At 36.3% G+C, this 19,819-nt stretch carries 19 protein-coding genes; 12 read left to right on the top strand and 7 right to left on the bottom strand.

Annotation, left to right across the window (positions count from 1 at the left end; translation table 11 throughout):
• Positions 1 to 4: 4 nt before the first annotated feature.
• Together C8N46_RS18470 and C8N46_RS18465 are read right to left on the bottom strand one after the other, a co-directional pair.
• Positions 5 to 1,066, bottom strand: a complete 1,062-nt coding sequence (locus C8N46_RS18470; protein ID WP_108116696.1) for a branched-chain amino acid aminotransferase — start codon at positions 1,064 to 1,066, stop codon at positions 5 to 7.
• A gap of 214 nt (positions 1,067 to 1,280) precedes the next feature.
• The gene (locus C8N46_RS18465) at positions 1,281 to 2,603 is read right to left on the bottom strand and encodes a dihydrolipoamide acetyltransferase family protein (RefSeq protein ID WP_108116593.1); all 1,323 of its coding nucleotides are present in this window, start codon (positions 2,601 to 2,603) and stop codon (positions 1,281 to 1,283) included.
• 191 nt (positions 2,604 to 2,794) lie between these two features.
• Between C8N46_RS18465 and C8N46_RS18460 the strand changes: the two genes are divergently transcribed.
• From C8N46_RS18460 to C8N46_RS18445, 4 genes are read left to right on the top strand one after another with little or no spacing between them, the layout of a single operon-like run.
• On the top strand, positions 2,795 to 3,262 hold the full coding sequence (locus tag C8N46_RS18460; protein WP_108116592.1) for an Lrp/AsnC family transcriptional regulator: 468 nt from the start codon (positions 2,795 to 2,797) through the stop codon (positions 3,260 to 3,262).
• Between the two features lie 59 nt (positions 3,263 to 3,321).
• Positions 3,322 to 3,732: a VOC family protein gene (locus tag C8N46_RS18455; protein ID WP_108116591.1), complete on the top strand. Its 411-nt coding sequence runs from the start codon at positions 3,322 to 3,324 to the stop codon at positions 3,730 to 3,732.
• 54 nt (positions 3,733 to 3,786) lie between these two features.
• Complete coding sequence (locus tag C8N46_RS18450; RefSeq protein WP_108116590.1) at positions 3,787 to 4,740, top strand: ATP-grasp domain-containing protein; 954 nt, start codon at positions 3,787 to 3,789, stop codon at positions 4,738 to 4,740.
• Positions 4,741 to 4,755: 15 nt separating this feature from the next.
• Entirely contained in the window at positions 4,756 to 5,571 is an 816-nt protein-coding gene (locus tag C8N46_RS18445; protein WP_211314514.1) for an RHS repeat domain-containing protein, read from the top strand.
• A 7-nt stretch (positions 5,572 to 5,578) separates the two neighbouring features.
• On the opposite strand, the gene C8N46_RS18440 is transcribed toward C8N46_RS18445, so the two are convergent.
• Positions 5,579 to 6,493 carry a hypothetical protein gene (locus tag C8N46_RS18440; RefSeq protein ID WP_108116588.1) on the bottom strand — a complete coding sequence of 305 codons (915 nt, stop codon included), beginning with the start codon at positions 6,491 to 6,493 and terminating at the stop codon, positions 5,579 to 5,581.
• Between the two features lie 414 nt (positions 6,494 to 6,907).
• Here C8N46_RS18440 and C8N46_RS18435 point away from each other — a divergent pair, with 414 nt between their 5' ends.
• Positions 6,908 to 8,338: a zinc-ribbon domain-containing protein gene (locus tag C8N46_RS18435; protein ID WP_108116587.1), complete on the top strand. Its 1,431-nt coding sequence runs from the start codon at positions 6,908 to 6,910 to the stop codon at positions 8,336 to 8,338.
• A 242-nt stretch (positions 8,339 to 8,580) separates the two neighbouring features.
• Here C8N46_RS18435 and lysS read toward each other — a convergent pair whose 3' ends face one another.
• The gene (gene lysS, locus C8N46_RS18430; RefSeq protein WP_108116586.1) at positions 8,581 to 10,269 is read right to left on the bottom strand and encodes a lysine--tRNA ligase; all 1,689 of its coding nucleotides are present in this window, start codon (positions 10,267 to 10,269) and stop codon (positions 8,581 to 8,583) included.
• A 172-nt stretch (positions 10,270 to 10,441) separates the two neighbouring features.
• Between lysS and C8N46_RS18425 the strand changes: the two genes are divergently transcribed.
• The 6 genes from C8N46_RS18425 to C8N46_RS18400 all read left to right on the top strand — a co-directional run bounded on the left by C8N46_RS18425 (position 10,442) and on the right by C8N46_RS18400 (position 13,778).
• Positions 10,442 to 10,600 carry a YqaE/Pmp3 family membrane protein gene (locus tag C8N46_RS18425; protein WP_108116585.1) on the top strand — a complete coding sequence of 53 codons (159 nt, stop codon included), beginning with the start codon at positions 10,442 to 10,444 and terminating at the stop codon, positions 10,598 to 10,600.
• Between the two features lie 27 nt (positions 10,601 to 10,627).
• A complete protein-coding gene (locus C8N46_RS18420) occupies positions 10,628 to 11,371 on the top strand; it encodes a hypothetical protein (protein ID WP_108116584.1) in 744 nt (247 codons plus the stop codon).
• A 150-nt stretch (positions 11,372 to 11,521) separates the two neighbouring features.
• Entirely contained in the window at positions 11,522 to 12,235 is a 714-nt protein-coding gene (gene lipB, locus C8N46_RS18415; RefSeq protein ID WP_108116695.1) for a lipoyl(octanoyl) transferase LipB, read from the top strand.
• On the top strand, positions 12,232 to 12,705 hold the full coding sequence (locus tag C8N46_RS18410) for a hypothetical protein (protein WP_108116583.1): 474 nt from the start codon (positions 12,232 to 12,234) through the stop codon (positions 12,703 to 12,705). Before lipB ends, C8N46_RS18410 begins: the two co-directional genes overlap by 4 nt.
• Positions 12,706 to 12,803: 98 nt before the next feature.
• Entirely contained in the window at positions 12,804 to 13,286 is a 483-nt protein-coding gene (locus C8N46_RS18405; protein ID WP_108116582.1) for a hypothetical protein, read from the top strand.
• A gap of 9 nt (positions 13,287 to 13,295) precedes the next feature.
• Positions 13,296 to 13,778 carry a hypothetical protein gene (locus C8N46_RS18400; protein ID WP_146169881.1) on the top strand — a complete coding sequence of 161 codons (483 nt, stop codon included), beginning with the start codon at positions 13,296 to 13,298 and terminating at the stop codon, positions 13,776 to 13,778.
• Between the two features lie 122 nt (positions 13,779 to 13,900).
• On the opposite strand, the gene C8N46_RS18395 is transcribed toward C8N46_RS18400, so the two are convergent.
• The 3 genes from C8N46_RS18395 to C8N46_RS18385 all read right to left on the bottom strand — a co-directional run bounded on the left by C8N46_RS18395 (position 13,901) and on the right by C8N46_RS18385 (position 17,428).
• Positions 13,901 to 16,351, bottom strand: a complete 2,451-nt coding sequence (locus C8N46_RS18395; RefSeq protein WP_108116580.1) for a PQQ-binding-like beta-propeller repeat protein — start codon at positions 16,349 to 16,351, stop codon at positions 13,901 to 13,903.
• Between the two features lie 130 nt (positions 16,352 to 16,481).
• Entirely contained in the window at positions 16,482 to 16,805 is a 324-nt protein-coding gene (locus C8N46_RS18390) for a TfoX/Sxy family protein (protein ID WP_108116579.1), read from the bottom strand.
• A 26-nt stretch (positions 16,806 to 16,831) separates the two neighbouring features.
• Positions 16,832 to 17,428: a ribonuclease HII gene (locus C8N46_RS18385; protein ID WP_108116578.1), complete on the bottom strand. Its 597-nt coding sequence runs from the start codon at positions 17,426 to 17,428 to the stop codon at positions 16,832 to 16,834.
• Positions 17,429 to 17,818: 390 nt separating this feature from the next.
• Here C8N46_RS18385 and C8N46_RS18380 point away from each other — a divergent pair, with 390 nt between their 5' ends.
• Positions 17,819 to 19,696, top strand: a complete 1,878-nt coding sequence (locus C8N46_RS18380) for a putative porin (protein ID WP_245896956.1) — start codon at positions 17,819 to 17,821, stop codon at positions 19,694 to 19,696.
• The last annotated feature ends 123 nt before the right edge of the window (positions 19,697 to 19,819 follow it).

The raw sequence follows: 19,819 nt of genomic DNA, 5'->3' as shown, positions 1-19,819 counted from the left end.
AAAACTACTTCACTGCAACCATCCAGTTGTGCGTGTCTGCTAGTTTTCCTGAGCGAATTCCGTTGATGGTGTCCATGACTAGTTGCCCGACAGGACTTTCGTCAGATACGTGAATTTCTTCGTCTTTGTATCCAATAGCTTGAATCATCGCAATACCAACGGCTGTTCCTGTTCCGAAAGCTTCTTCAAGCGTTCCGTTGTTAGAAGCTTCGATAATTTCTGAAAGTTTGATAGGACGTTGTTCTACTTTGTAACCGTTGTCTTCTAGAATTGTGATGACACTTTTTCGCGTAATTCCGTCTAGAATAGCACCATCCAAACTTGGCGTGATGAATTTCCCGTTGATTTTAAAGAATATATTCATGGTTCCTACTTCCTGAATGTATTCAAATTCATGCGCATCTAACCATAATACTTGGTCAAATCCTTTACTTTTTGCAATTTCCGTTGGACGAATGGCAGCCGCGTAGTTTCCCGCCGCTTTTGCTTCTCCTGTTCCGCCTTCTGCCGCACGAATGTATTTGGTTTCTGCATATAGTTTGATTCGCTTCGTAAAGAACGGTCCTGCAGGTGACGCAATAATCATAAAGTGATAACTTGTCGCGGCACGCATGCCAATAAATGGCTCTGTAGCATACATAAACGGACGTAAATACAAGGCGCTTCCTTCTTGTGGCGGAATCCAACCGCGCTCCATATCTACCAATTTTTTAAGTCCTTCCACAAACAATTCCTCTGGAAATTCAGGCATTCCCATACGACGCGCGCTAAAGTTTAAACGCTTTGCATTTTCTTCTGGACGAAATAATAAGGGCTCCCCATTTTCGTCAACCGTTGCTTTCATTCCTTCAAAAATAGCTTGTCCGTAGTGCAATGCCATCGCTGCGGGATGTGTTGGAATCATTCCCAAAGGTTCAATTCTTGGCGTTTGCCATGCGCCATCTTCATACGAACAGATAAACATGTGATCAGTAAAAGTTCTTCCCAACGGAATGTTGTCAAAATCAAGTTTTGATACGTTGGATTCTTTTGCTTGTGTGATGTGTATGTGTTGCGTTTGTATCATTTTGTGGGGTTTTTTATTGCTTGTTGTTTGTTTTTCGTTTTTTGTTGATTTGCTCTTTGCTTTTATTCGAAGAAATCTCACTACTCAATATTAATATCTCAGGTCTGTTTTCGTTTCATAGTACTTCTCGATACTAATTTGCTGCATTTCGACAGGCTCAATGAGCAGCAAATTCACTCGAAGTGACGTTTTGATTTCAAGTTCAAGTTCAGTTTCAAATGCTTCTATTCGCATCAAATTGTTCTAAATAATCACCTACTTTTCTTAGGAATGACCCGCCAAGGTAACCATCTACAACTCTGTGGTCAAATGATAGTGAGAGATACATCATGCTTCTGATGGCAATTTCATCTCCGTTTTCAGTTTCGATAACTTCAGGGCGTTTTTTGATGATTCCTAAGGCGAGAATGGCAACTTCGGGTTGATTGATGATAGGCGTTCCCATCAAGCTTCCAAAGGTTCCTACATTCGAGATTGTAAATGTACTTCCTTGAATTTCTTCAGGTTTAAGTTTGTTATCGCGTGCAGCATTGGCTAAGTGATTGACTTCCGAAGCCAAACCTTTTAAGTTTTTCTCATCAGCATTTCTGACTACGGGTACAATCAAGTTTCCACTTGGTAAAGCAGTTGCCATTCCGATGTTGATGTCTTTGCGTTCTATGATTTTTTTACCGTCTTCCGTTACCGAAGCGTTGATGCCTGGAAAGTCAATAATGGCTTTGGCAACAGCTTCTACAAATAATGGTGTAAAGGTGAGTCGCTCTCCATACTTTTCTTGAAAAGCTACTTTGTTTGCATTTCGCCAATTCACCATATTGGTCACGTCAATTTCAATATATGCAGTCACGTGTGGCGAGGTATGTTTGGAATATACCATGTGATCCGCAATCATTTTTCGCATGCGATCCATTTCAATCACATTGTCGTGTCCTTCCACAAATTTGATTGGTGGCGGATTGTAATTGCTTTTCGGTTGTTGTGGTTGTGGTTGCGGGCGACTTGCCAGCGGATAGGCTCTATTTTTAAGATAGTTAAAGACATCGCTTTTGCGAATACGTCCGTCCGTTCCTGTACCTGGAATGCTTTGCACTTCTTCAATCGTCATGTTTTCTTTTTTCGCAATACTAACGACTAATGGTGAAAGAAAAGCATCAGGATTTCGTATAAATTCTGCGTTTTGAGTTGCTAGTTCTGAGTGATTTGGCTGTGAAATAGTCGCTTCTTTAGCAGGAGTTTTTACAGAAGTTTCTTCTTTAGTAGTATTGTTTGAGATATCTTCTTCGGCATCTGAAACTTCGGAAGCATCAATCAATGCAATCACTTCTCCAACAGGCACTATGTCGTTGGGTTGAAAACGAATTTCAGTAATCGTTCCTGTACAAGGCGACGGTACTTCCGAATCTACTTTATCAGTAGCAACTTCTAAGATAGTTTCTTCTATTTCGACGGTATCTCCTACATTTTTTAGCCAACTGATGACAGTCGCTTCAGAGATACTTTCACCCATTTTGGGCATTTTCAACGGTACAATAGGCATGAGCGTTTGTTTTTCAATATTTCTTTTCTAGAAAGGCGAACAAAAATACTGAATTTAAAGTAATTCAATGCAAATACACTATTAGAAGTAGTTTAACTAGTATTTTTTTCTTTATTTTTGACTTTTAATTTTATTTTTTTCTTTTAGAAGCTGTTTGGTGCGGCTTTTTTATATTTTTTATCTGAAAACCTATGAAATTAGACCAAATTGATTTGAAGATTTTAAAGCTCTTGCAACAGAATAGCAATCGTACGACCAAGAGTTTGGCAGAGGAATTACAAATGTCAACCACGCCAGTTTTTGAACGTATTAAAAAGCTTGAAAAAGAAGGCTATATTGACAACTATGTGGCACTACTAAACGCGAAAAAGTTAGGATTGAAACAAACCGTTTTTATTGGCATTACGCTGCAAGGACATACGCGTAGCTATTTGGAAAAGTTTGTAAAGCAGATTAACGAATTCCCAGAAGTAGTGGAATGTCACCGCGTAACAGGCAATTTTGACTATTTGTTAAAACTTGTGGTGGAAGATGTAGAAGCGTATGAAAAGTTTATCATTACCCAATTGACCTTACTTCCATATTTGGGAAGCGTGCAGAGTTATATAGCTTTGTCTAAAGGAAAACAAACCAATCAGTTGAATTTGGATGTGTTGTGATTTTATCTAACGAAACTACATTAGTTTTATGTATTTTTAAACGTTAATATGATGAAATAATGGTAGATTTTAAGTTAGACTTTTTAGATCATGTGGCAATTCGTGTGAAAGACATCGATGCTTCTGTAGCTTGGTACGAAAAAGTATTGGGTTTGCAACGGTATCAATTGCCCAAATGGGGCGATTTCCCAATTTTTATGCTGTCGGGAAAAACAGGAATTGCCTTATTTCCTGCGAATACGAATGACCCGAAACTAGATTCGTCATCTATGAATGTTAAGATTGACCATTTTGCATTTCATGTGAGTAATGAAGCGTTTGCCAAAGCTCGCAAGCATTATGAAAGTTTGGGAATTGACTATTCTTTTCAAGATCATCATTATTTTCATTCCATTTATACAAAAGATTTGGACGGACATGACGTTGAATTGACCACTTTGGTCGTTGATGCAACTGATTTTTATGGTTGATTTCATGGTGCTTCGCAATCTTTGCGTTACTTTTATTCTTTATTAAATTGATAGATGACAGCCATTACCAACAGCCAACGAAATTTAGTTCGTATTGTATATGATATTGCCAACGAACACGGAATTGCTATTGAATCATTTTCATACGATTGGATTTTAAAATTGACCAAAAACCATGTTCAGAAACATGTGTTTGGCTATAATTTTGAATTGAATTCTGCAACTTCCAAGATGATTGCAGGCGATAAAACGGCGACTACAGATTTATTGCAATCTGCCAATATTCCCACAGTTGTCCATACCTTATTTTTGAATCCTACCATGGAAAAGTATGTGGGAAGCATTGGAAATTGGGAAAAAATACGAAGTTTCTTTACTGAAAATAGCCAACATATTGTTTGTAAACCTGTCGATGGAACAGGTGGAAATGATGTTTTTTTAGTAAAAACCGTCACACAACTTGAACAGTCGATTCACGAGTTGTTTTCAAAATATCGTAGTATTTGTTTGTCACCGTTTTATGATATAAAAAAAGAATACCGCGCTGTTATTTTAGATGGTGAAGTGGAATTGTTATACCAAAAAAACATTCCTTTTGTTACAGCTGATGGTTCAAAAACCATTCTCGAATTGTTACAAGAAGCCTTTTCAGCCGAAGTTTTAGACAGTGTATTGGCTACGTTTTCCAATACGAAAACTCACAAACTGAGTGATATTCTCCCGAAAGGGAAAATCATCAACGTGAACTGGAAAAGCAATTTAGGAGAAGGCGCACAGGCGGAAATTATTCAAAATAAAACTATAAATCAATTGGCTGTAAAAGCTGCAAACGCCATCAACATTCGCTTTTGTTCTGTAGATGTTGTTGAAACTGCTTCTGGCGAATTTTTAGTGCTAGAAATCAACTCTGGCGTGATGATTGAGCATTTTTTAAACAGCAATCCGCAAGAATACAGTCGTGTAAAAGCAATTTATGAAAAAGCGGTGTTGCGAATGTTGGAAAATTAACGCAATCAAAAACACATGAAAATTCGTTTTCTTCTTACTGTCACAATTCTCTTTATGTATTCTTTAAGCGCTCAAGTTTCAGAGTATACTGAAGTTTTGGTAAAAAACAAGGTAAAGTCTGTTACGGAAAAAATGTATTACAACAATAAAAAGGAAAGTTGCTCCACTACGCATACAACGTACGACAACAAAGGAAATTGTATCAAATGGGATTTTGAGCGAATTGACTCTTATTTTGAATATGAATATGATGAAAAAAATAGGTGCATCGCTACAATCCGAACCAGTAAATCAGATTCTACAGACGTGTATGTGATAAAGAAAGAGTATGATGAACACGGTAATGTCTCGTACAACCATCCTGATGCATTTCGGAACTTTTATGATGAAAAAAATCGTCTTGTAAAATCTGTAATGCTTGATGAAGATAGTTTGACCAATTTTTATAAAACCTTCGAGTATGATGTGTATGACAATTTAATAGAAGAAACACATTATGAAAAAGGTGAAATGGCAAACTTAATTTGTTATGAATACGATGCGCAATTGCGATTGGTAGCAGAAAAAGAATTTGACGAAAGCCGAATCCGTTTTTTTAATGATGAGTATGCTAATTTTCAACCGATAGAATACTTGTCAACAAAAATAATGTATGACGCAAAAGGTAGAGTTAAAGAAAAATATCAATATTATTCCGATCCTTGTTTAAGTTTGGAGGGTCATTATACATTTAAGAAATTTTATAAATCAAATGGTTTAGCGTATAAAACAGACATGTTCTTTAAAGATAGGCGTATATTGACCATACGATATACCTATACATTTTACTAAGAAAAACTCAACGAATCTTCAAATAGTAATCTAAGTATTTTCTAAGATAATTTCGTCTAAAATGTGCTGCTTGTTTTTCTCTGGAAAAGAACTGGAAAAAGTGGCGTGTGTTTTCAAACGCAATCAACGTTGCGACGCCGTGAAGTTCGGCGCCATTGTATAAAATTTTAAAATCAATTTCTTCAATCTCCATGTTTTTGTAGGTGCGATTTTTCCCTTTTTCTAGTACGACAACACATGTGGTAACGTTATTTGCGATGGTATTTCGTAGTTGTTCCCATTGCTTGCTCATAGACATGTTGGGCGATTTTTCAACACGATCATAAAAAAAGTAATATTTGCTGAACTTGGCTAAAACTTCTGTATTTGGAAAAGGCGAAGTGTCATACATATGAAATTTTTCGAACAATCGTATAGTAACGTGTTCAAGAACGGGAAGTGTAGAATCTCTGTATAGTTGCGTAACTTCTCGGATATTTTTGTTCTTGCCAACAATAAAATCGGTGGTTCTGACACTTATGTTTTCGCGAAATTTTTTTGTTTCTTGAAGAATTCTTTCTAGTGCTTTATCTTGCGTGATTGATGGTGTACTCTGAGTTTGTGAACTGGTCAAATTAACCACAAGACGTATGATTGAAAATGCGAGAATTCCAAAAATGACAAACGCTTTCAAGCCTGAAAAGTCTGTTTTCTTTTTCGGTTTGACAGTTCTGTTTTTGTATTTTTTTTCGTGATTTTCGTTGATTTCGAAACCTTTAAGTCGGTCAATAGCGTTTGAACCTGAACTTGAACTTGAAGTCGATTTTGCTTTTGAACGCGATGCAGTTTTGTCCGTTTTTGTGGAAAAGTGAAACTTTCGCTCCGAGTGTTTCTTGGAGCGATTTCGTTTTTTGTCGTATTCTGAGCGTCGGGAGCGTTTCAAAAGCTATCTGATTTTTCTCAATTTTAAAAGTACAAAAAAAGGAACTATGCAGTTCCTTTTATTAAATTTTGTTCGTTTTATTTTTCTTTTTTTATTGAAACAAGATAGTCAACAAGATATGAAAAACAAATAATGATAATGCTTAAAAATAGCAAGCTAAATAAACTCATACATTTTGAAATTAATTACATAAAAAGTTTAGATAGAAGTCTATTTATTTATCAAAGTTGTGCTACAATGCTAGTAAAATTTATAGAAACAGGCTGTAAAAATTGAGTATTTAACAAAAAAAAATCATCTTAGATATAAAGTGTAAGATTGAAAATAGTTTCGCTGAAAATTTCTGTATCAAAGCCTGTGGATTGTATTTCAGAATAAAAAAAGGTAGATTTGGTATCTACTCATTGCATATTTATGACATACTTTTTAATCTTAGGAGTACGCGATTCTAAACTCAAAGAAAAACGTCTCAACGCAAATACCTCTTGTTCCAACTGTCAACGAAAAAGTTCTTTTGTAGTTTCTGGAGAAGCCAGTTATTTCCACTTGTTTTGGATTCCTGTAATTCCGCTTGCTAAACGACTCTATGCAGAATGCACGCATTGCGGTCAGGCGTATAATGGTAAGAAAAACTTTCCTGAAGACATTAAAAGAGCATTGAAAGAACAGCCTGTTAGGCGACCTTTTTGGCATTTTATTGTTCCTGCGTTCATTGCATACAAAGTTTTGTCGTTAGTGTTTTTTTACGGTTATATGTATTTTGAAAATGCCAAAGAAGATGCAGCATACGAAAAAGAAGAGGAACGAAAAGAAGCTGAGTTAGCGACATACAAAGACGCGTATCTAACTGATAAAAAAAGTTTGGCGATTACACCAAATATGGAAACAGACTCCATTTCATACATGTTGAAACAAGATTTTCCATTCTCCAACTATAATGTAGACGCTTCTAACGTTGCCTTGTTTTCCAAAATAAAGCAATCTACAAACAGACTTTTGCTTTTGATTGATATACAAGAAAAGAAGAACACAAAAGATGCTTTAGCATGTATGTTGATTAATGATTTTAAAAATAAAATTATAGAAACCTATCCAAACAAAGATTTCGACTATTATATAGCGTTGTTTGAAAATGGCACATTAAAAATAGTACACACTCCAAACCAATCATACAGTACTGAATATAAATATTCTGTGCCAATGTATAGTTTTTACAGTCAAGACAGGTTTGCAAATAGTAGCGTTTATAATTTTAAAGACAGAGATGCAAAGCGGAAAATGATGCTGGAAAATACGAAAACGGTAACAGAATCATCAACAATCGATACCGCAGCGTTGAAAAAAGCATTGATGGATGTTACTAAGGAATTCAGTTTTGGCTATCGATTTAAAAAAGCATCCTTTTCAAAACGTGTGGAGTATGAATGTCAGTTTGTCTTAGAAGCTGGAAGAAATGTTCCAGATGAAATGTTTGCTATGTTGGAGTTGTATGATGGAAACGGGCCGTTTTTTAATTGGCGTTCGTTACATGGGCGTATGGAAAATATGAATAAAGAATATGAAACTGCTGGTATGGAAAAGCTTACTATAAACGCGAATGTAGATGATAAAAGATTACTGCCTGCGAGCAGAAGTCCGCATTGGGTACTATTTTACGCAGACAACTCATATAAATATGCATTGGATTTTTCACCCGGAAAAGAAGGTTTTGTTGGTCAAGTTATTTTGATACAACCACAGATGCAACCCAAATTTATCGCGAAAAACATGCTAGCGTTTCTAAAACTATACCGCAACAAAAAAGTGCCGATGGATATTGAAGATTGGGTTGTAAAGAAGAACTAATACCAATTAAACTATAAAATGCAACATATAAACTCGTTCATTTGGCATCCTAGTTCCTTGTGAATTTTTTCCGTAGCTAAGGCTATGCAAAATATCCACTGCGTTCTATGATACCAAAGCAACTTCGTATCTAAAGTCGCATTTTATAGTTTAATTGGTATAAAAAAGGTTATTTGGAAAATAATACCAAACAACCTTTTTGAAAATATTTTTGAAATAATACTATGTAGAATTGAAGCGTTTTAAACGATTTCCACAAAAAGACCATCGTCGTTTTTCTCTACTTTCGCGAGGTTATTTTTGGTCAATTCTTTGATAGACTTGTCCCATTTTTTGTTAGACAATCCAGCTTGCGCTTTTAAATCGTTCAATGACATACGTTCAGCTTTTTTCAACAAATCCAACACAGCTTTGGCTTCGTCTGTGAGTGCGACTTGCTTACGCTCAGGTTTCATCTGTGGAAAGAACAATACTTCTTGAATAGACGCATTGTTTGTTAAAAACATAATCAAACGATCCATTCCGATGCCCAAACCAGAGGTTGGTGGCATTCCGTATTCCAACGCGCGGATAAAATCATTGTCAATAAACATGGCTTCGTCGTCACCTTTTTCAGAAAGTTTCAACTGTGCTTCAAAGCGTTCGCGTTGGTCAATAGGATCGTTCAACTCCGAATAGGCATTGGCAATTTCTTTTCCACATACCATTAATTCAAAGCGTTCTGTCAACTCTGGATTGTCACGGTGTTCTTTACACAACGGACTCATCTCTTTTGGATAATCGGTAATAAATGTTGGTTCAATATAATTTCCTTCACATTTTTCGCCGAAAATTTCATCAATCAGTTTTCCTTTACCCATTGTTTCATCTACCTCAATACCCATATTTTTGGCAGCTTCGCGCAATTCTTCTTCCGACTTTCCAGTAATATCAAATCCTGTAAAATCGATAATCGATTGCGTCATGGTTACGCGCTTGTATGGTGCTTTAAAATCAATATGATGTTCGCCAAACGTAGCTTTTGTGGTTCCATTTACGGCAATTGCACAGTGTTCTAACAACTTTTCGGTGAATTCCATCATCCAATTGTAGTCTTTGTAAGCTACATAAATTTCCATCGCGGTAAATTCTGGATTGTGCGTACGGTCCATTCCTTCGTTTCGGAAGTTTTTGGAGAATTCGTACACGCCGTCAAATCCGCCAACAATCAATCGCTTTAAATACAATTCATTGGCAATTCGCATATACAACGGAATATTCAACGAGTTGTGATGCGTCACAAACGGACGTGCCGCCGCACCACCTGGAATCGGTTGTAAAATTGGCGTTTCTACCTCAAAATAGCCAGCTTCGTTAAAGAAGTTACGCATGGCGTTAAATAACTTTGTACGCTTTACAAATACTTCTTTTACTTCCGGATTTACCACTAAATCCGCATACCGCTGGCGATAACGTTGTTCTGGATCGTCAAATTTGTCGTATACTTTTCCTTCTGCGTCTGTTTTTGCAATTGGTAGGGGTTTTAAGGCTTTACTTAAAACGGTAAAGTTTTTCACCATGACTGTTTTTTCACCAACTTTCGTTGTGAACAATTCGCCTTCAATTCCAATAAAATCGCCAATGTCTAATAACTTTTTGTAGACATCATTATAATGTGATTTGTCGTCTCCAGGACAAATTTCGTCTCTGTTAAAATACACTTGAATTCTTCCTTCTGAATCTTGCAATTCCGCAAAAGAGGCAGAACCTTGAATGCGACGCGACATCAATCTTCCTGCAATTATCACCTGTTTACCTTCTGCAAATGTTTCCTTTACCTGTTTCGAAGTATGATTTACAGGATACAAATTTGCTGGATACGGGTTAATGCCGAGTTCGCGTAACTTTGAAAGTTTTTCTCTACGAACGATTTCTTGCTCTGATAATTGCATAATATTATGTGTAAATTTAAGTTTGCAAAGATACTTACAATTTCGTTAGTATGCCAATGTATTGATTTGGAAATATTTGAAGACAAACTGCGTTACTACAGTAGTGTTCTTGTAACATTTGCTGTTTTTTAAGGTCTTACAAGTATCATCAATCAACAAACAAAAAAATAGCATGAGTATATGGAGAGTATTATTGGCAATTATTTTTCCGCCGTTATCTGTGTTAGATAAAGGTTGCGGTTCTGTAATAATTGTCTTTATTTTGTGGCTTTGCGGTTGGGTTCCGGGAACCATTGCTGCGTTAGTTATTGTTAACAATCCCGACAGATAAATAATTAATTTTACAAGAATAAACATAATGAAAAAAATCTTTTTAGGACTTTTAGTCGCAGTAGCAACGCTTACCAGTTGTGAATTTTCGGAAACTATTTATATCAACGAAGATGGTTCAGGAAAAATGTCAATGTATTTAGACGCATCGGAGTTGATGCCGATGATGAAAAGTCAAATTCCAGCAGAAATGAAATCTTTGGACTCACTGATTTCTTTTAAAGAAGTATTCGCAGGGCAACAAAAGTACATCAATCAATTGCCAAAAAGAGATCAAGAATTGATTCAAGGTCTTGCAAAATTGAACTTTCATGTGGTCTTGGATTCAGATAAAGATAAGCTCAATACAGATATGTATATGAATTTTTCAAGTATCAATGATGTACAAAATGCATTTGATGGACTAAGTTCTATTGGAAAATTAGCTCAAAATAGAATGACGCAAGGTAGTATAAGTTCGTTGTCAGATGTAAATTCAGACGATATTTTGACTGCAGAATATTCCCTTAAAAAGAACAAGTTTCGCCGTTTTATACGTATCGTTGATACTAAATTAATGGATTCGTTGCGAACTAATTTAGGACAAATGCAAATGATATTAGCTTCTTCCACGTATAAGTTGAACTACAAGTTTCCAAAAAAGGTAAAATCAGTTTCCTTAGAAGATGCTGTCATTGGAAAAGATGGTAAAAGCGTGACGGTCACTGTAAATGCGCTGGATTTTGTGAATGATCCTGAAATTTTAAATGTAGAAGTAGAGCTGGAAAAGTAAAATTTTAAACATTATATACTATAAAGAGGAATTACAAACGTTTGTAATTCCTCTTTTGGTATATTTAGGAGTGACTTAACTCAATAGAAGATTAAAAAAGGAGTTTCTTCCTAGATAATATCGTATTTTTGTATCGAAATTATGGAAACATTGAACAAAACAATACACGTACAAGATTTAGGTACGAAAGATTATAAAGAAACCTGGGATTTTCAAGAAGTGTTATTTAAGGAAATCGTAGATACGAAGATTAAAAATCGACGTGAAAATGCAGGTTTGGCAACCAAAAATCACTTTTTGTTTGTAGAACATCCACATGTGTATACGTTGGGAAAAAGTGGCGATATTTCCAATTTGTTGTTGGATGAAACGCAATTGAAAGCGAAAGGTGCGACGTTTTATAAAATCAATCGTGGTGGCGATATTACCTATCACGGACCTGGGCAAATTGTAGGCTATCCGATTTTAGATTTGGAAAATTTCTTTACAGATATCCACAAATATCTACGTTTGCTGGAAGAAATGATTATTCTCACGTTGGCAGAATACGGTTTAAAAGCGACCAGAAGCGAAGGAGAAACAGGCGTTTGGCTAGATGTTGGAACACCATTTGCACGTAAAATTTGTGCCATGGGCGTTCGCGCGAGTCGTTGGGTAACCATGCACGGTTTTGCACTGAACGTCAATGCCGATTTGGGCTATTTTGACAATATCATTCCGTGTGGAATTCGTGGAAAAGCAGTGACATCATTAAATGTAGAGTTGGGCAAAATGCACATAGACGAAGCAGAAGTCAAAGAAAAATTATTGCGTCATTTTGAAACCTTATTTGAAGCTGAACTCGCTTATGAAACCGTAAAATGAGAGCACAAAAACTCCTTCTTTTGATTTTTACAGCTATCATTACGATGGTTTTATTATTTGTGGGAGTTATTACTTATTTTCGAGTTCTTAATGCTGACGGTATGCGCTCGCCAGCTATCTTCTTTTTGGGCTGTACAGGCGCGTTTAGCGTATATTTTCACTTTAAAACTAGAGAATTCTATCCTTTTAAAAAATTCAATGCGCCTTTGGAAGAACTTTCTAAAAAATACTGGGCATTGCACATTTCTTTTGGATTGATACTGTTGCTATTAGGAATATACAGCACTGTTTTTTGGTTGCAAAGCACGCAAGAACTTTCCAAAATAATTCCTTCTATTGTGGTTATGCTTCTCGGAATTTGGACGTTGCTTGATATGTACGTTTTAAATAAATTTATCGTGTCGCATAAAGAGCGTTTGGAGCGTCGTGAAGAAATAGAAAATATCAAAGGAACGACCAAAGAATCGTGATAATTCTGTCATATGAATTCGATAATTGACATAAAATCTTATATTTGAGGTGTAGATATAACCCTTTTTTATAAGAGTACTCCCCAATTTTTTCTTTTATGCGCGTTTTAAAAATAATTTTTATCATCGTTTCATTGCTTATTATTATTGTATTTTTATCAGCAATGCATCAAATCTCAATGATGAATGTGCCAGGAAATTTTAATACAATAATGTACACAATTATTGTAGTGCTGATTTCAATTTCAGCGCTAAATATTTTATATCATATCAAAAGTTTTCGTTTTTATAGGCGCAAAGAAAACCAGCGATTAGACAAAAAGCTACACAAACTTTTTTGGGTTATTGGCTTTGCTTTTCCAATATTTCTATTTGTACTATTGTCGTTTTCTGTTTATGGGAATTCCGCGCGTTTTGCCAGTGGTTTGTACAGTGCAGATGAACTTGTGCTGGTTGTTATATTATTCGTTGTTAGTATTGTAGAATTTACAGAAACAGTACAATTGCAAAAACGCATTAAAAAACTGAGAGAAACGCGCGATATAAAAATGGAAATTGATGATATTGGCGAATTCAACTAAACTGATTGCATGCGTTTAATAAAAATACTTTTAATTGTTGCGACATTAATACTGATGGGAGCTGTATTGTATGTAGTTTTTGTTGAACTTCCGAAAGTACAATACAATCCTGCACTAACCGAACTTTATATTTATTTGAGTTTGGCATTTGTATCTGCTTTTCTGGCATTTTTATTTCACATTAAAAGTTTTCGTTTTTACAGAAGCAAGGAAAAACGAAACATTCACAAAAACGTACGCAAAATCTTTTGGGTTGGCACCATTTGCTTTTCGGCATTTCTCTTATATATCACAGGTTCAGCAATATATAGTATGATACGATTTATTGAATACGGATACAATACAAAAGACTTTCTCTTTCTTTTTCTGTTTGCAATTCCAGCCTTTTTAGGCTTTTTAGAAGCTTCTATTCTAAGAAAACGCATTCGCCGATTACGCACAGAAGATGATGTTATTGGTGAAATTGACACCATCGGAAAAGAACAAGACTAACATCTGTCACATCATGCGCAGTCGAACAAAGAACCAAGAATTAAGAGTCAAGACTTAAAACCCAAAACCTGTCACATCGAGCGCAGTTGAGATGCAACACCTAAAACCCAACACCCAACACCTCAATTCAACTTATACACCAAAATTGTATTATTTTCTCCTTTGGTAACCAATTCTAACTTGTTGTCTTTATCGAAATTCTCCAAATCGGCAGCGGAAGTTCCAAACGCAGGAAATCCAGGAATCGTTTCCGCATTGCTATCAAACAAATACACTTTTTGCGCGTCTTTGTCTGTAATACTTACGTAGATTTTATTGCGAATGAGGAAGATGTTTGGTTTGCTGTACGAGCCAAAATCGAGTTCCACCGTTTTATCTTTAATACGTAGTTTATTCTCAGAAAAAGTCACCAAAGTTTTATTGGTCATTACCACAGCATGATTGCTTTCTACAGGCAGTTTGGTTGCTTGCACATTTCCTTTTTGATCAATTTGAATCAAGTTGCCGTTCCTGTCAGAAGTTGTAAAAAGATTGTCGTGAATGTACATCGTATTGTCTGAAAACTGTACATTTTTCTTTGGTGTAATTCGTGGTTTTCCTGTTCGTGATAAAATATGCAATTTGCCGTTGCTTTCTTGAAACGTAATATAATCTTTCGTCAATACTCTAAAATGCTGCGGCGGATGAATAAAATCGTTTTCCGAGCCAGCAAATGTAAAACCTGTGACTTGCTTTCCTTTCTTATCGCGCATCATCACATTATTTCCTTCGATAAACACAAAACGATAATTTTTTGAATTGTCATAATCAAAAATCGCGACAGGTTGCGTATATGTTGAGCTTGCTTTTGTAGGATATGGCTTTACATCGTTTCCGTTTCTATCCAACACATAAAAAGATTGCGGCGTTGTAAAAGCCAACTGCAAACGTCCATTTCGATACAAATCTACTTGCGAAATCGTGCCTAAAATCGTGCCGTCCAATTGCTTTTTCCACAATACTTTTCCTGTAGTTGCAATCAAGTACAACATGTTTTGGCTGTCTTGCACCACAATTTCCTTTTGTTTCGTAATGTGATTTTTCACAAATTGAGGCGCCGTTGCTGCAGGATGATCCAACACAACATTCAACAATTGCGAAATGGTATTTTCAGAAGGTTTGGCGGTGTTTCGCTTCAACATTCCGTGTACGTGTGCGTAATCGTTTCCACGCTCGTTAGTAAACTGCAATGCGGCAAATGGATAGTCTTCAAAGTTGATACTGAGAATCTCTTTGTGATATTTTTTTGAAGTGCTTTCCGCGAATGTTTTCTTGAACTGTTCCGTATTTACCAATAGCAAGAGTGACGATTCATCGCTCAAATCGTTCATTGTTTCTTGATAATTCTTCTGATGCGATAACGTTTGCTCATCTTTGTACATGCCAATCAGCATAGCCAAACTGCGCAAGCCTTTTGCATCCGAAAAAATAATATACTCGTCCAAAATGGTAAAAATTTTATTGTCGAACGAATTAATGAACGGCGTAAAATGATTTTTAAAAAGGGTTTCGTCGGTATTCTCGTAAATATTTGTATTGCGAATGGTGCTAAAAACAGGTTTGGTTTCGAGTTCGGTAATGGCTTCATTACTGGAAGAAATAAATCGCAAGCCTGTAAAAGTAGTATTGTTGAAACGAAATGTAGCCACTTCTTCTAAGGCATCTAGCTGTGAATTTTTCGTTTTTGGGTGAAACTTCTCGTACGCATCAAAAGTTACAGAGGTAAAATAGTCAAAAAACGGCGGGATCACTTTTGCGATTTTCGATGCTCTTGGCGACGTATTTTTCAACGAACTCAACGCGTGACCTAAAGAATCATTCGCGGTGACAATTCCCGTAAAGGAAATTTCATCAGGCAAAATACTTATATCCAGCGCAGCTTGCTGACCAATTGTAGAAACGATGTTGGTAGTTGCATTTGGAAACAACTTTTTCAACAAAGGCGAAACATATTTCGGATTGATGAACATCGTTGCCGATTTCGTTTCGTCAATCGTGGCATACACTTTTTTGAGCGTTTCTGGAATCGTTGCTTTTTGGTAGGAACGAATGCAGTTTTCAATCAACAATTCTGAAGAAGAATTTACAAAAACACTATCTGCGATAAACGTATAATTTGCACGATTTCCAATCGTTGTTTTGGTGATGGTGTTATTTTGATAGGTGATTTTTTCTGTGATTGGTTTTACGGTGGAATCAAGTACAATTAGTTTTGGGTGAAACTTAGTCACAAACAGATACTCAAAACTATCTTTCCCTAATTCATGAAAGCTAACGAGTGATTTCGAATTGGGTTGTACATATTGTAAATAGTCCACAAAGGCATTAAAATCCTTCTTAAAAGCAGGCTGACGAAACGATTTTAACAACTGATTATTCTTCAATTCACTACGAAAACTTTCCAAATCTTGAATCTGAATCACAGCAGCAGCATCCTGCGGCGCAAATTCCAATAGTGAATATTCTTTTGGAGTCGTTTCTGTTTCGCAGCTAAAAAATAGAAGAATGCCCAGCAGTATGCAGATTCTTTTCATGAAATGATTTTTTGTAACATCGTGTGATGTTGTTGCCCTTTTTATGATGTGTGTACAAAAATATAAAACTTATAAATTCAGAAAATAGTATGACAACAATAGAATTACAGTTGTTATTAACAAGAACGCATCATTTTGGGTCGAGCGACATCACATAGTCATAACTTTCGTTGAGCAATTCTGCCAATCGGTCTAAATCATCCAACATGTTTTCAGGAATCAACACATAGCCTTTCATAGTAGCGCCATACGATTTGTAATACTCAGAATTGAATTCTTGGATATACTTTTCCTGCGTTTCTTTGTCATATCGAAAGCCAATTTCGCCCGCTTTGTTCAACAAACCAAACATGTGTCCGTTTGCCGACGTATAAATCATGCTTTTTCCTTTTCGCTCAAAGCGCGGACATTTTGCCACAATAGCATCAAAAATTTCAAGTCGTTCTTTCCACATGGTTAAAAAGTATTAAAATGAGGCGATTACAAATCCAACGTATATTGCTCTGGAAGCAACCGAAATGACATGCGATGGTATTTGGTAGTGCCATATTTTTTAATGGCTTCACGATGTTCTACGGTTGGATAGCCTTTATTTTTCTTCCAATTATACATGGGGAATTCCTCATGAATCTTCTCCATATACGCATCACGATAGGTTTTTGCCAATACAGAAGCTGCGGCAATATTCAAATATTTTCCATCACCTTTTATAATCGTTTGGTGCGGAATTTCTTTATACGGTTTAAACTTATTTCCGTCTACAATAATATGTTCAGGTATTATTGAAAGTTGGTCAATCGCTTTGTGCATTCCCAAAATAGAAGCATTTAAAATGTTGATGCTATCAATTTCTTTCGGGAAAATATGTGCCACGCCAAAAGTCATCGCTTCCAATTCAATAACGGGACGTAAGATTTCGCGCTTTCGCTCGCTTAATTGTTTGGAATCGTTTAAGATAGCATTTGAAAAATTTTTGGGTAAAATCACCGCAGCAGCAGTCACAGGTCCAGCCAAACATCCGCGTCCAGCTTCGTCCGTTCCAGCTTCGAGTCCATCAAATAATTGCAATGCTAACATCTGTAAAATCTTTACGGACAAATCTATCAGTTATCACAGTCAAATCAAAATAGAAAAACAAAACCATACGTTGTCAACTATATAAAGATGAGTCTACGAAGTTTTCGGTTGGCACTATTAAAACATTTTGGCACAAGCATTAAAGCTTTTAAAATCTCGATTATCGAGTAAAATCCACAATTTATGATTTCAATAACAAAACTTGGCTTTTTATTTCAATCAAAAAGTATACTTTTGTTGCGTCGATAGCGTATTATTTCATAGTATGATGAAGAATACGCTCAAAAAAGTATGAAAGTGAAGCACATTTTTTTCGTTTTATGTATATGTATGACTGTTTTTACGGTGCAAGCGCAAGAATTTAAGCCTGTTCCAGAAAAAAAGCAGAAAATGAGCCAACGAGGAGAAGAGCCGTTAAATAGAGAAAACCGTAGCTCTGAAAAAGACAAAACTGGCAAACGAAAAGAATACGATATCAATCTCTATAAAATCATTTCTCACGACCGTGATACGACGATTGTTGATACCACACTTACCATTGAGAAAGATTACAAATACAACTACCTACGAAGAGACGATTTTGAACTTATTCCTTTTTCCAACTTAGGGCAAACCTATAACAATTTAGGCTATTCGTTTGATAGAACACAAGCTCTTCCTAATATGGGAATGCGCGCAAAACACTTCAATTATGACGAAATTGAAGATGTAAAATACTTCAACGTGCCAACGCCAACGACAGAATTATTCTTTAAAACAGCGATGGAGCAAGGACAATTATTGGAAGCGTTCATTACAATGAATACCTCTAAACGTATGAATTTCTCTATTGCATACAAGGGAATGCGTTCGTTGGGAAAATATCAAAACATACTCAGCAGTACAGGGAACTTTAAATTGACGGCAAACTACCGCACCAAAAATGACCGTTACGGATTGCGAGCGCATTTTTATTCGCAAGATGTATTGAATAACGAAAATGGTGGTCTTACCACAGAAGCTGTGTCGGATTTCGTCAATGGCGTAGAAGAATTCTTAGATCGCTCGCGATTGGCAGTACAATTTCAAGATGCAGAAAGTATTTTGGTAGGAAAACGTTACTATTTAGAACACGACTATAAAATTGTAAAGCAAAAAGATTCACTTCGCGATAACAACTTGCGAATTGGTCACACGTTCAATTACGAAACAAAATACTACATCTACAATCAAGATAGAGAAAACAGTCTTTTTGGAGAAAGTTTTGTGGCAACAAACCTTCGAGATCGTTCGCAACTGCGAAAACTATTCAATGAAGCAAGCCTTAGCTACACCACAAAAACCTTCGGCGATGTAAAATTCAAAGCCAATCATACCAAATTGGATTACTTTTTTGATAAAATTCTCTACTTGGCAGATGATAGCGTAGTACCCAATAGACTAGAAGGTGATGTGTTGGCAGTCGGTGGCGAATGGCGACATACCATTGCGGGAATTCAATTAAAAGCAGATTTACTCGCAAACATCTCTGGCGAACTTGGCGGAAATTACTTTACAGGGCGCGCCCGCTATCAATTAAACGACGATGCAAAAGTAGAAGCGTCAATTGTAATCAATTCCAAAGCGCCAAACTTCAACTTCATTGTCAATCAAAGTGATTACATGGATTACAACTGGAGAAACAATCTCAAAAACGAGCGTACGCAAAGTCTCAACTTTAGTCTAAAATCTAAAAAATGGCTCAACGCTGATGTAAGTTTTACTTCGTTAGACAATTTCACATACTTTTCTGGTCTTACGCCAGATGCGCAAGTTGCGCCGCAACAAAGTGAAGATGCTATCACCTACTTAAAAGTAAAAGTAGGACGCGAATTCCGTTACGGAAAATTTGCACTCAACAATACCATCATGTATCAAAAAGTAGGGCAAACAGGTGATGTGTTCAATGTGCCAGAGCTAGTTACTAGAAACACGCTCTATTACACAGATAAATGGTTCAAGAAGGCATTATTCATCCAAACAGGTGTTACATTCAACTACTTCACGGAGTATTTTGGAAATGCATATAGTCCATTGCTAGGCGAGTTCTACAGTCAAAATCAGCAAAAAATCGGAGGTTTTCCACGCTTCGATGTATTCATCAACGCTAAAGTAAGAAGAACGCGCATTTACTTCAAATTAGAACACGTAAACTCATCGTTCACTGGTTATGATTTCTTCTCAGCGCCAAATCAACCCTACCGAGACTTCATCATCCGCTTCGGATTAGTATGGAATTTTTTCTCATAAACCTATTTCACTGAGCCAAGAGCGAACAGCGAATAGCAATGAGCAAATCGACCAACACCCAACACCCAACACCCAACACCCAACACCCAACACCCAACACCCAACACCCAACACCCAACACCC

This window comes from Kordia periserrulae (genome assembly GCF_003054265.1).
Classification (GTDB): Bacteria; Bacteroidota; Bacteroidia; order Flavobacteriales; family Flavobacteriaceae; genus Kordia; species Kordia periserrulae.
Note: the sequence above shows the minus strand (reverse complement) of the source record. Positions and strands in the feature narration are given on the sequence as shown.

Bases quoted from the DNA above. Each gene is read 5' to 3' on its own strand.
- C8N46_RS18470 (WP_108116696.1), bottom strand. From the start codon at position 1,066: ATGATACAAACGCAACACATACACATCACACAAGCAAAAGAATCCAAC.
- C8N46_RS18465 (WP_108116593.1), bottom strand. From the start codon at position 2,603: ATGCCTATTGTACCGTTGAAAATGCCCAAAATGGGTGAAAGTATCTCT.
- C8N46_RS18460 (WP_108116592.1), top strand. From the start codon at position 2,795: ATGAAATTAGACCAAATTGATTTGAAGATTTTAAAGCTCTTGCAACAG.
- C8N46_RS18455 (WP_108116591.1), top strand. From the start codon at position 3,322: ATGGTAGATTTTAAGTTAGACTTTTTAGATCATGTGGCAATTCGTGTG.
- C8N46_RS18450 (WP_108116590.1), top strand. From the start codon at position 3,787: ATGACAGCCATTACCAACAGCCAACGAAATTTAGTTCGTATTGTATAT.
- C8N46_RS18445 (WP_211314514.1), top strand. From the start codon at position 4,756: ATGAAAATTCGTTTTCTTCTTACTGTCACAATTCTCTTTATGTATTCT.
- C8N46_RS18435 (WP_108116587.1), top strand. From the start codon at position 6,908: ATGACATACTTTTTAATCTTAGGAGTACGCGATTCTAAACTCAAAGAA.
- lysS (WP_108116586.1), bottom strand. From the start codon at position 10,269: ATGCAATTATCAGAGCAAGAAATCGTTCGTAGAGAAAAACTTTCAAAG.
- C8N46_RS18425 (WP_108116585.1), top strand. From the start codon at position 10,442: ATGAGTATATGGAGAGTATTATTGGCAATTATTTTTCCGCCGTTATCT.
- C8N46_RS18420 (WP_108116584.1), top strand. From the start codon at position 10,628: ATGAAAAAAATCTTTTTAGGACTTTTAGTCGCAGTAGCAACGCTTACC.
- C8N46_RS18410 (WP_108116583.1), top strand. From the start codon at position 12,232: ATGAGAGCACAAAAACTCCTTCTTTTGATTTTTACAGCTATCATTACG.
- C8N46_RS18405 (WP_108116582.1), top strand. From the start codon at position 12,804: ATGCGCGTTTTAAAAATAATTTTTATCATCGTTTCATTGCTTATTATT.
- C8N46_RS18400 (WP_146169881.1), top strand. From the start codon at position 13,296: ATGCGTTTAATAAAAATACTTTTAATTGTTGCGACATTAATACTGATG.
- C8N46_RS18395 (WP_108116580.1), bottom strand. From the start codon at position 16,351: ATGAAAAGAATCTGCATACTGCTGGGCATTCTTCTATTTTTTAGCTGC.
- C8N46_RS18390 (WP_108116579.1), bottom strand. From the start codon at position 16,805: ATGTGGAAAGAACGACTTGAAATTTTTGATGCTATTGTGGCAAAATGT.
- C8N46_RS18385 (WP_108116578.1), bottom strand. From the start codon at position 17,428: ATGTTAGCATTGCAATTATTTGATGGACTCGAAGCTGGAACGGACGAA.
- C8N46_RS18380 (WP_245896956.1), top strand. From the start codon at position 17,819: ATGAGCCAACGAGGAGAAGAGCCGTTAAATAGAGAAAACCGTAGCTCT.